10 protein-coding genes and 1 pseudogene are annotated in these 10,214 nt (G+C 44.3%); 1 reads left to right on the top strand and 10 read right to left on the bottom strand.

Annotation, left to right across the window (positions count from 1 at the left end):
* The 5 genes and pseudogenes from Q0191_RS05405 to yycF all read right to left on the bottom strand — a co-directional run.
* Positions 1-157: pseudogene (locus tag Q0191_RS05405) on the bottom strand (ribonuclease III); the annotation flags it as partial.
* A gap of 145 nt (positions 158-302) precedes the next feature.
* Complete coding sequence (locus Q0191_RS05400) at positions 303-662, bottom strand: YbaN family protein (protein ID WP_247951206.1); 360 nt, start codon at positions 660-662, stop codon at positions 303-305.
* Positions 663-986: 324 nt separating this feature from the next.
* On the bottom strand, positions 987-1,787 hold the full coding sequence (locus Q0191_RS05395; protein ID WP_297664515.1) for an MBL fold metallo-hydrolase: 801 nt from the start codon (positions 1,785-1,787) through the stop codon (positions 987-989).
* Complete coding sequence (gene vicK, locus Q0191_RS05390) at positions 1,780-3,144, bottom strand: cell wall metabolism sensor histidine kinase VicK (RefSeq protein ID WP_297664513.1); 1,365 nt, start codon at positions 3,142-3,144, stop codon at positions 1,780-1,782. Before vicK ends, Q0191_RS05395 begins: the two co-directional genes overlap by 8 nt.
* On the bottom strand, positions 3,137-3,838 hold the full coding sequence (yycF, locus tag Q0191_RS05385; RefSeq protein WP_005589489.1) for a response regulator YycF: 702 nt from the start codon (positions 3,836-3,838) through the stop codon (positions 3,137-3,139). Before yycF ends, vicK begins: the two co-directional genes overlap by 8 nt.
* Before the next feature lie 263 nt (positions 3,839-4,101).
* Between yycF and Q0191_RS05380 the strand changes: the two genes are divergently transcribed.
* Positions 4,102-5,184 (top strand): Xaa-Pro peptidase family protein, encoded by a 1,083-nt coding sequence (locus Q0191_RS05380; protein WP_297664512.1) that lies wholly within the window; start codon positions 4,102-4,104, stop codon positions 5,182-5,184.
* Positions 5,185-5,235: 51 nt separating this feature from the next.
* On the opposite strand, the gene Q0191_RS05375 is transcribed toward Q0191_RS05380, so the two are convergent.
* The 5 genes from Q0191_RS05375 to Q0191_RS05355 all read right to left on the bottom strand — a co-directional run.
* A complete protein-coding gene (locus tag Q0191_RS05375) occupies positions 5,236-5,742 on the bottom strand; it encodes a methylated-DNA--[protein]-cysteine S-methyltransferase (protein WP_297664511.1) in 507 nt (168 codons plus the stop codon).
* Positions 5,743-5,777: 35 nt separating this feature from the next.
* Positions 5,778-6,635, bottom strand: a complete 858-nt coding sequence (locus Q0191_RS05370; protein WP_297664510.1) for a VOC family protein — start codon at positions 6,633-6,635, stop codon at positions 5,778-5,780.
* Between the two features lie 229 nt (positions 6,636-6,864).
* On the bottom strand, positions 6,865-7,314 hold the full coding sequence (locus Q0191_RS05365) for an Rrf2 family transcriptional regulator (RefSeq protein ID WP_061852113.1): 450 nt from the start codon (positions 7,312-7,314) through the stop codon (positions 6,865-6,867).
* Positions 7,315-7,370: 56 nt separating this feature from the next.
* Positions 7,371-8,219, bottom strand: a complete 849-nt coding sequence (locus tag Q0191_RS05360) for a metallophosphoesterase (protein WP_297664507.1) — start codon at positions 8,217-8,219, stop codon at positions 7,371-7,373.
* Between the two features lie 95 nt (positions 8,220-8,314).
* Positions 8,315-10,214 (bottom strand): FtsX-like permease family protein (locus tag Q0191_RS05355; protein WP_297664506.1); only part of this gene is annotated, 1,900 nt, incomplete at its 5' end.

Below are 10,214 nucleotides of genomic sequence, written 5' to 3'. Positions count from 1 at the left end.
CAGCGTCTCCTAAAAATTCCAGGCGTTCATTGTGTGAAATTTTTAAGAGGCGGTGCTCATTGGCATAGCTGGTGTGAGTAAAAGCGGTCTCTAGCAGACTACTGTCTTCAAACACCAGCCCAAACTGCTCCAGCAGTGCATCTTTTAAATGTTCCATAGTTTCTTTTTCATGCTAGGCCAAGGCAGAGCATGAGTTCCATCCATCCTTTCTAAAATGATGTTCTTTGTGAACTATCTACCATTATACCAAAAAACAAGTGCCAACGCACTTGTTTACTTGTCTTCTTAGCGTAATTCCCGGTCTATTCCTTATCTGGGATGACCTTGAAAAGGTAATAAGTAATAAAGATTGTCAGGGCGAACAAGAAAATTTTCACCCAAATTATTGGAGCTAACGCAATAGAAATTCCCATCAAGATATAGATGGACACGATAATCTTTTTCTTCCGCTCCTTGGCAATCGAACCTGTCTCCCGAAAATCTGCGACATAGATTTGATACATTTTGGTGTGATAAAGCCAATTCTCAATCCGCTTGGAGCTACGTGAAAAGCAAGCAATAGACAAAAGTAAAAAAGGAGTCGTAGGAAGAAGGGGTAGAAAAATCCCCAGCACTCCTAAAGCCAAAGATAGACAGGCGATCACAAAATAAATCAAGCGCATTTGGTCTCCTAACATACGTTTTCATAGTCATTCTTCAATTTTATTCTTTAGCTTCCTTTCTAGTATAAAAAACAGGCTAAAAAACATAGAACTAGTTTCCCATAAAAAGCAATCCTTGTCAATCCTAAAAAGAGAGTGGGACAGAAATCGGTAATTCGTTAGAATTCGATTTCGTCGTCCCACCTCCGCACAGTTGAGTAGGGCTGTAAAAGCTGATGAAATCAGCCTAGTAGAGCCCACTCAACCACTGCGTCTTGCTCGAAAATCCAAAGACAATTGAGAGGCTAGGACTTTTGTCGCAGCCTCTTTCTGAGCGACTGACGATTAGATATTTACCAAAGGCGTCGCTGTATCAGGAGAAGTATCAAAGACTTGGAAATCATGCCCCACTGGCAAGTCAGCTTGAGCCAGTTGATTGACCATGGTCATATGAGCCAGCTCCTTGATATTATTTTCCTTACTCAAATGCCCCAGATAGATGCGCTTGGTGCGATTGCCAAGGGTGCGAATCATGGTCTCTGCACCGTCTTCGTTGGATAAGTGCCCCAAGTCAGACAGGATCCGCTGTTTCAGACTCCACGGATAGGCACCGCTCCGGAGAATCTCGATATCATGGTTGCTCTCAATCAAATAAGCATCCGCATTCTCAATCACTCCAGCCATGCGGTCACTGACATAGCCCGTATCCGTCAGCATGACAAAGCTCTTGTCATCCTTCATAAAGCGGTAAAACTGAGGAGCAGCCGCATCGTGGCTAACTCCAAAACTTTCGACATCTAAATCGCCAAAAGTCTTCATCTTCCCCATTTCAAAGATATGCTTCTGACTGGCATCTAGCTTGCCCAAGTCCTTTTCCATCGCTCGCCAGGTTGCTTCGTTGGCATAAATGTCTAGATTGTACTTACGCGCCAAAACCCCCACACCATGGATGTGATCCTTATGCTCATGGGTGACCAAAATAGCATCTAAATCCTCTGGTTTGCGATCAATTTCACTCAAAAGGCTCGTAATCTTTTTCCCTGATAAACCAGCATCAACAAGCAAGCGTTTTTGGGCTGTTTCCAGATAAAAGCAATTGCCGCTCGAGCCCGATGCTAGAATACTATATTGAAATCCCTTAGTCATGTTCACTTTCTATATTCTCTTCATTTTCCCAGTCATCCAAACGGACAGCGTCATTATCATAAGGAAGGACGATGGTAAAGGTCGAACCCTTACCGTACTCGCTCTTAGCCCAGATAAAGCCATGATGCTGCTTGATAATTTCTTTAGCAATAGCCAGACCCAAGCCCGTTCCTCCCTGGGCTCGACTGCGGGCCTTATCCACCCGATAGAAACGATCAAAAATCTTTGGCAGATCCTGCTTGGGAATGCCCAAACCTTCATCGGAAATCGAAAGAATCAGCTGGACGTCTGTTGTTCTCACAGAAACCGTAATCGTCCCACCATCAGGTGAATACTTGATGGCATTGTTCATGATATTATCAATCACCTGGGTCATCTTATCCGTATCAATCTCTACCCAAATCGGCGTAATTGAATAATCCCTAATAATCTCATATTTTTTGGTCTCATCCTGATTTTTTATCTTATCAAAACGGTTGAGGATATAGGTGATAAAGGCCGTAAAATTGGTCAGCTCAACATCCAGATGGCTGGTATTATTATCAATCCGCGATAAGCTAAGTAAGTCCGTCACCATCCGCATCATCCGGTTTGTCTCAGTTAGTGAGACTTTGACAAATTCAGGTGCAACAGGCTCTGACAGAGCGCCATCATCCAAGGCTTCTAGATAGGATTTTACACTGGTTAGAGGCGTCCGCAATTCATGGCTAACATTGGAAACGAAAAGCCGACGCTCCCGTTCTTCCTTGTCCTGCTCCGTTGTATCATGCAGCACTGCTACCAGCCCTGATATAAAGCCTGACTCCCGTCTGATCAAGGCAAATCGAACCCGCAGGCTTACATATTCACCATTTTCATCTTGAGAATCAATGGTCAATTCTGGAACCTTGGTGATCAATTCGCGTAGATCGTACTCATCAGCAATATCCAGCAAATCTAAAATACTGGTATTAAGGACATCATCACGTTTGACACCCAATTGCTTGGTTGCCATGTCATTGATGGTGATAATCTGCCCTCGACGATTGGTCGCAAGCACCCCGTCCGTCATATAAGACAAGATGCTGGATAGACGCTTGGTCTCTTGCTCCAAATTTTCATGCGTCAGGCGAATCACTTCAGAGAGATCATTGATGGAATTGGTCATGTCCGTGATTTCAGGACTGCCCTGCATATCTAAAACTTCCGAATAATCTCCTGCGATCAATCCCTTGATCTTTTGATTTAACTGCACCAGCTTTTGAGTATCTCGTCGATTTTCCAGAAGTAAAAGAGCCACAACGATGATAAAGCCGACAACAATCAGTGAAAAGACAAAGTCAGGAGAAAGCACAAATTCTTTTAGCGTTTCAATCATTATTTCTTATGTAATAACCGACACCGCGGCGAGTCAGGATATACTCCGGACGGCTTGGAGTATCTTCGATTTTTTCGCGCAGACGACGAATGGTCACATCGACTGTCCGCACATCTCCAAAGTAATCATAGCCCCAGACGGTTTCCAGCAAGTGCTCACGCGTCATAACCTGACCAACATGAGTAGCCAAATGGTGCAAGAGTTCAAATTCACGATGGGTCAATTCCAATTCTTTCCCATGTTTTTTCACCACAAAAGCATCTGGAAGAATCTGCAAATCCCCAATAAACAGTTCCTTTGGACTGCTCTCGTCCACGTGACTATCTGGGATTAGTTCAGAACGGCGCAACAAGGCCTTGACCCGAGCCAATAATTCACGATTTGAAAAGGGCTTGGTCACATAGTCGTCAGCTCCGATTTCCAGACCAATTACCTTATCAAACTCGCTATCTTTAGCCGAAAGTACAATAATCGGCACATTGCTGGTCTTGCGAATGGTCCGAGCAACATCCAGTCCGTCCACTTCTGGCAACATCAAATCCAGAATCAAAATATCCGGTTGCTCTGCTTCAAACATTTCTAGAGCTTCCTTACCATCAAAGGCTGTCAGTACTTCATAGCCTTCCTTAGCCATGTTAAACTTTATAATGTCCGAGATTGGCTTCTCGTCATCTACAACTAATATTTTTTTCATTTTTTACCTTCATATCTATACAATTTTTAAGCTTAGACATCTATTGTTTTTGTATTTGTCCTACTGCTCCATAAGCACTATTATATCAAATTTTCCTTAAAAAAATACTATTTTCGCACACTGTATTCCAAGATTCTTATAAAAATTTCACACTAACTTTCTTTCTCTCAAAAATTTCAGCCAAGGATAAGGAATCCTCGCTAAAAGTCTTGATTTTTTTCACTTTTTCTGCAAAAATAGAGGCATAGAAAGAAGGTTGAACTATGACAAAAATCAATCAAATCATCACTTATCTTGAAAATGAAAAGCAGGATGTAGCTGTAATCTCCGATCCTGTAACCATTCATTACCTAACAGGCTTTTACAGCGACCCACATGAACGCCAGATGTTCCTATTCGTCTACACTGACCATGAGCCACTTCTTTTCGTACCAGCACTGGAAGTTGAGCGCGCTTCCTCTACCGTAGATTTTCAGGTTGTCGGCTATGTCGATTCTGAAAATCCTTGGGAAAAGATCAAAGCTTCCCTTCCATCTCAATCCTTCAAACAAGTAGCGGTCGAGTTTGACAATCTCATTTTAACTAAGTACCACGGCCTGCGTACTGTTTTTAATGGGGCTGAATTTGTCAATTTGACTCCTTACATCAACCGCTTGCGCCTGATCAAATCAGCCGACGAAATCCAGAAAATGCTGGTAGCTGGCAAGTATGCTGACAAGGCTGTCAATATCGGTTTTGACAATATTTCACTAGAAAATACTGAAACAGACATCATCGCTCAAATCGACTTTGCTATTAAGCGAGAAGGCTATGAGATGAGCTTTGAAACCATGGTTCTGACAGGCAATAACGCAGCTAATCCGCACGGCATTCCCGGAGCCAATAAAATCGAAAACAATGCCCTCCTCCTCTTTGACTTGGGCTGCATGGTCAATGGCTACGCCAGCGATATGACACGGACCGTCGCTGTCGGCCAGCCAGACCAGTTCAAAAAAGATATCTACTATCTGACTCTGGAAGCCCAACAAGCTGCACTTGACTTTATCAAGCCAGGCGTCACAGCTCATGAAGTAGACCGCGCAGCACGGCAGGTCATCGAAAAAGCTGGTTATGGCGAATACTTTAACCACCGCCTTGGACACGGTATCGGTATGGATGTCCACGAATTTCCATCCATCATGGAGAGCAACGACATGGTCATCGAAGAAGGCATGTGCTTCTCTGTTGAGCCTGGCATCTACATCCCTGGCAAGGTCGGTGTCCGCATCGAAGACTGCGGCTATGTCACTAAGAATGGTTTTGAACTCTTCACCGAAACTAGCAAAGACTTGTTGTATTTTGATTAGAATAACAGAAAAGCACCGTTCGGTGCTTTTTTAGCTTATCAATAGTTTTATTTATCCTGTTGTTTTCTCCCCAGCCTCCAACTCCAGTAGAAAGGCTTTTTTATCAAGGCCACCGGCATAACCGGTTAGTTTGCCGTCGCTTCCGACAATTCGATGACAGGGAATCAAAAGGGAAATGGGATTGTGGCCTATGGCACCACCGACTGCTCTAGCAGAGCCAATCTTACCGTACTCGGCTTGAAGCTCCCGCAAAATATCTGAATAGGTAGCCGTTTGTCCATAGGGAATCTTCTGCAGCACTGTCAAAACCTTGCTTCTGAACTCAGTCACTTGAGGTGCCAATGGAATTTCATCTGTCGCGGGATTTTCTCCCTTAAAATAAGCATCCAACCAAGTAGATACGAGTCGGCTGACTTCTGTCTCTCCCTGTTGCGCTTGCTCCAGATTATAGCCTGCCCCAAAATATTTCTGGCCCTCAAGCCAAAGTCCCAACAAGGCATTTGCGTCCGTCAAGATAAGAATCCGGCCAATCGGCGATGTATAATAATTCTTGTACATATTTTTTCTTTCTTTTTACTTCTTGATATGCCTTATTATACCACTCTTGTCTTAACTTTTGCCACAATCCCATCTGGGTCTGTGACTTCTAGCTCTTGGGAGCTAATCCATCGGGCTGGTGCCTGCAGCTCCAGAGCATTTTCATAAATTGCTACTAGGTCTTCTTTTCCTTGAACTTGCGCTTCAAAATAGGCTAGTCCCAGTTGCTTCGGTTGGCGATGATTCAAGTGAGAACCTCCCCATTCATTGACTGCTAAATGATGATGGTAGTTTCCGGATGCCAACCAGCTAGCAGAAGGTACAGAAAATTTATCCTCCAAGCCTAGAAGCTTTTGGTAAAAATGATTGGCTGCTCTGCTATTTTTTACAGACAGATGGACATGGCCCATACGAGTGCCTGTAGCAATACTAAACGGCTGGACTTCCTGACCTAGTTCATAGATTTCTTGAGCCGCGAGCGCTTCCGTCACTCCGATAATGCGGCCATCTTCTCGAATATCCCAATCAGCCTGAGGTTTGTCCCGATAAAGCTCAATGCCGTTGCCTTCTGGATCCTCCAGATAAATGGCTTCACTATAACCGTGGTCCGCCCCTCCGACCATAGGAACTCTATTTTCTGATAAATGCTTAAGGATATCCGCCAAAGCTTGACGGCTTGGAAGCAAGAGTGCCAGATGATAAAGACCGTAAGCCGACTTAGCTGACTGCCGGCCACTGGTTGCTAAGAGTTTCACCAGCGCTTGTCCGTCCCTGCCCAAAGCCACCTGTCCGTCCTGTTCTTCCAAAAGCTCCAGCCCTAAAACGCGCTGATAAAAGTCCTTTTGTCTTGCTAGGTCTGCTACATAAAGTGCCACCTCTCCTAGATAAATCTTGCTTTGATATTCAAAAGTCATGTACTTTCTCCTCTCTTTAATTTTAAATGTTAGCAGTCCGCCTGCTCTATCTTTTTTTATTTCTCCAAAACAGAGATAGGTTCCTTGATATGGTTTTCCACATCTCCATTTGCTCCGAAAGATTATTTTGAATTGTAATTGTTTATGTTACATCTATTAGTATAGCAGGTTTTAATGTAATGTCAATAATTACATCTTGCAAAATTCTTAACAAAAAACAACCTGCTCACTAGGAAACAGATTGTTCTTTAATTTCTTTTTCGGTTGCTGCGACAACTTCGGCAAGGCTGGTCTGAGCCAATTCAGCTTCCATAGCTGCCTGAATAGCTGCCAAGCGATCGTCTAAGACATTGTGAATGTTCTTGCCGATAGGACAGTCTGGATTGGGCTTGTCATGAAAGCTAAAGAGCTGGCCGCTCTTGCCCAAACATTCAACGGCACTATAGACATCTAAAAGGCTAATGTCTTTCAAATCTTTGGCAATCTCTGCTCCTCCAGTCCCACGAGCAACGGTAATCATCCCGGCATTCTTGAGCTGGGACAAGGTCTTGCGGATAATGACCGGGTTGACTCCGACACTGCCAGCAAGGATATCACTTGTCAATTTTTGTTTTTTCCCCTCCAAAGCCAGTACAATGAGCATATGGGTGGCAATGGTAAAACGGCTAGAAATCTGCATTTTTTCTCCTCCCTCATCATTTTCTCTCACTATTATATCCCAAAAAAGGTGTAACTTCAAGAGTTACGACTGGACTTTAAGAAAGCTGCAATCTCATCTGCATAGCCTTCCCGCTCACTGATTTCCCGTAGCAGGTCGTGGTTATGGGTATGGTGGATACCATTGACCAAGCTCTCCCGATAAATCTCATAGTAAGGCAAGTGGAGCTCCCGAGCCAATCTCAGCTCCTGCTCCACATCATAGGCCACGCGCCGAAGGTTAACATCAGCCAAACCTGTCTCATCAATCTCTAAAATGGCATACTGGGCTCGCAAATCCTGACGCAAAGCCGAATCTAGAAAGAATGGCTGACCAATAGAACCAGGATTGATAATCAGCTGACCCTTAGTCCCATAACGGAGAAACTGTTGGTGAATATGACCATAAACAGCGACAGCGCAGTCGTTTCCTTCAAAAAGGCGGTCGAAATCGCTCTGCTCGCCAATATGAATCAGCTCCCGCCCCCAATTCTTATCTGGCAGATGGTGGCTGACCGCAATCTTCAATCCCTCTACTTCTGTCAAGATTTGCAGAGGAAGTTCTTGCATGCGGTCAATCTCTTCAGGACGGATTTCCTCTAGGACAAAATGGCAGAGCCGGGTCAGGTAGAGATGGCTGGGACGATCCAAATCCAGCTTTTGGTGCAGGGCATGCCAGAGACTGTCTTCCCAATTTCCTCTGACCTGAAGGCTGATGGACAGCTGCTCCATCCTATCTAAGATATTTCTGCGACCGGTTCCTGGCAGGAGCAAGTCTCCCAAAAACCAATAGTCTGTCACCTGCTGGCTTTCCGCATCCGCCAGTACTGCTTCCAAAGCTGTGCTATTCCCATGCACATCGGATAATAAGGCAATTTTTCGTGTCATCGTGTGTCTTTCTCTTTCTTTACAAGGAATATTATATCAAAGTTCAAAAAAACTTCCACCTCACAAGTGAGGGAAAGTTTTGAAGTGTTTTTTTATCAATCAACGGACTTGAGTGCTTCCAGCATATCCACCCGTCTGAGGCGGTAGTTGACAAAGAAGCCAAGCAAGGTCAGGATAAGAGTCACCGCAGTTAGAGGAAACAGATAGACTGAGGGACTTACTTGAGGGTTTAAGCTGATAATACTAGGCGCAACCTTCTCAATTAAAAAACGATGCATGAAGAAACCGCTTAGAAGCCCAACTGCCATCCCAATCACTGAAAGAATAATGGTCTCTCGATAGATATAAAGGGTCACTTCCTTATTATGGAAGCCCAAAACCTTAATAGTGGACAGCTCGCGAATCCGCTCAGCCACATTGATATTTGTCAAATTGTAGAGAATGACGACTGCTAAAAGAATGGAAATCAGGACCAGAACCAGCATTGTATTATTAAGAGAATCAGCTAGAACGTTGAACTGCTTCACCATGCTAGCATTTTGCGAAACACTCTTGACAGACTTGAGGCTCATAAATTTATTGGCCATATTGACAATATTTTTACTAGAAGAATCCTTGAGTCGCACTAGATAAGTATTTTTCTCAGGTTTTTCTCCGTAATTCTTCTGGTAGTCAGTCGCCTTCATAAAGGCAAAATGCCCAAAATGATTCTCATTAACTGCTGCGAGCTTGACAGGCTTGCCACCCAGCTCTATACTACCACCGGGGCTAACTCCAGCTATACGGGCCAATTTATCCGAAACGACTGCACCGTCCTTGAGAGTCAGCTTTTGCTGGTTGTCAGGACTTTCTAACGAAATAAAAGGTTCAAAATTTTCCTTGTCCGTAACCATTAAAGTGACTGACTCTGTCTCTTTCTTCCCTTTGTATTTCTCTGTAAAGATTTCACTGTGGATTTCCTGATAGGCTGCAATCGAGTCAGCTGCCAGCATCTTTTTCAGCTTGTCTTGTTCGGCTTGATTTTCCCCAGGATTGACAGCAACAATCAAGTCGTATCGCAGAATCTCCTCAAACTGACGTTTGGGAATACCACCAATAGAAGATTGGAGTCCTAGGCCGGCAAAGAGTAGGGCAACAGACCCCGCCACACCAAAGATGGTCATAAACATCCGCTGTTTATAGCGAAAGATATTGCGAGCTGTGACCTTCTGAGTAAAGCTAAGGTGCCGCCAGATAAAGGGCAGTCTTTCCAAAAAGATCTTGGAGCCCTTGACCGGTGGCTTGGGCAAAAGCAAGTGAGCTGCTTCTTCTGTTAGCTCCCGTCTTGCTACCAAATAGGCAGGGAGAACACTCGATAGAAGGGAGAGGCCAAGGGCCAGTAAACTATAGGAAACATAAAAATATGCATGAGGGGCAGAAAACACCATGCCTCTAGTAATAATAGAAGAAATCACTCCCGACAAGAAATAATGTCCCAGCAGAATCCCTATGAGGGTACCTAGACTCCCTGCCACAAAACCGTAAAGAGCAAACTTGCGAATGATGTCACGACTATGATAGCCTAGAGCCTTAAAGACACCTGCATTTGTTCGTTCCTCATCGACAAAGCGCGTCATAGTGGTAAAGGTTACCATAGCTGCCACCAGATAGAGCACCACCGGGAAGATATTGCCAATCGACGCAATACTATTCATAGAATTTTTATACATATGATAGCCATTACCACCTGACAGAGACTTGCGGTCATAGCTATGATAGGCCAGCTCTTTCAAACGACTAAGGTTTGCCTTAGCGTCAGCTAGCTTGTCCTTGCTAGCTGATAAGTCTTTCTCTGCCTTTGCTAGCTCTGCTTTTTTCTGATTGAGCTGGAACTCAGCTTCCTGAATCTGTTGCTGCCTCTGGCTGAGCTGTGCAGGAGGGAGGATAGAAGCGGCTTGAGATGCCGCTAGCTGGTTTTTTTGCTGGTCCAGCTGACTCTGAGCTTGCTCTAATTGT

This window comes from uncultured Streptococcus sp. (assembly GCF_938036805.1).
In the GTDB taxonomy this organism is placed as follows: Bacteria; Bacillota; Bacilli; order Lactobacillales; family Streptococcaceae; genus Streptococcus.
Note: the sequence above shows the minus strand (reverse complement) of the source record. Positions and strands in the feature narration are given on the sequence as shown.

Bases quoted from the DNA above. Each gene is read 5' to 3' on its own strand.
- Q0191_RS05395 (WP_297664515.1), bottom strand. From the start codon at position 1,787: ATGACTAAGGGATTTCAATATAGTATTCTAGCATCGGGCTCGAGCGGC.
- Q0191_RS05375 (WP_297664511.1), bottom strand. From the start codon at position 5,742: ATGTACAAGAATTATTATACATCGCCGATTGGCCGGATTCTTATCTTG.
- Q0191_RS05380 (WP_297664512.1), top strand. From the start codon at position 4,102: ATGACAAAAATCAATCAAATCATCACTTATCTTGAAAATGAAAAGCAG.
- Q0191_RS05365 (WP_061852113.1), bottom strand. From the start codon at position 7,314: ATGCAGATTTCTAGCCGTTTTACCATTGCCACCCATATGCTCATTGTA.
- Q0191_RS05370 (WP_297664510.1), bottom strand. From the start codon at position 6,635: ATGACTTTTGAATATCAAAGCAAGATTTATCTAGGAGAGGTGGCACTT.
- Q0191_RS05400 (WP_247951206.1), bottom strand. From the start codon at position 662: ATGCGCTTGATTTATTTTGTGATCGCCTGTCTATCTTTGGCTTTAGGA.
- vicK (WP_297664513.1), bottom strand. From the start codon at position 3,144: ATGATTGAAACGCTAAAAGAATTTGTGCTTTCTCCTGACTTTGTCTTT.
- Q0191_RS05360 (WP_297664507.1), bottom strand. From the start codon at position 8,219: ATGACACGAAAAATTGCCTTATTATCCGATGTGCATGGGAATAGCACA.
- yycF (WP_005589489.1), bottom strand. From the start codon at position 3,838: ATGAAAAAAATATTAGTTGTAGATGACGAGAAGCCAATCTCGGACATT.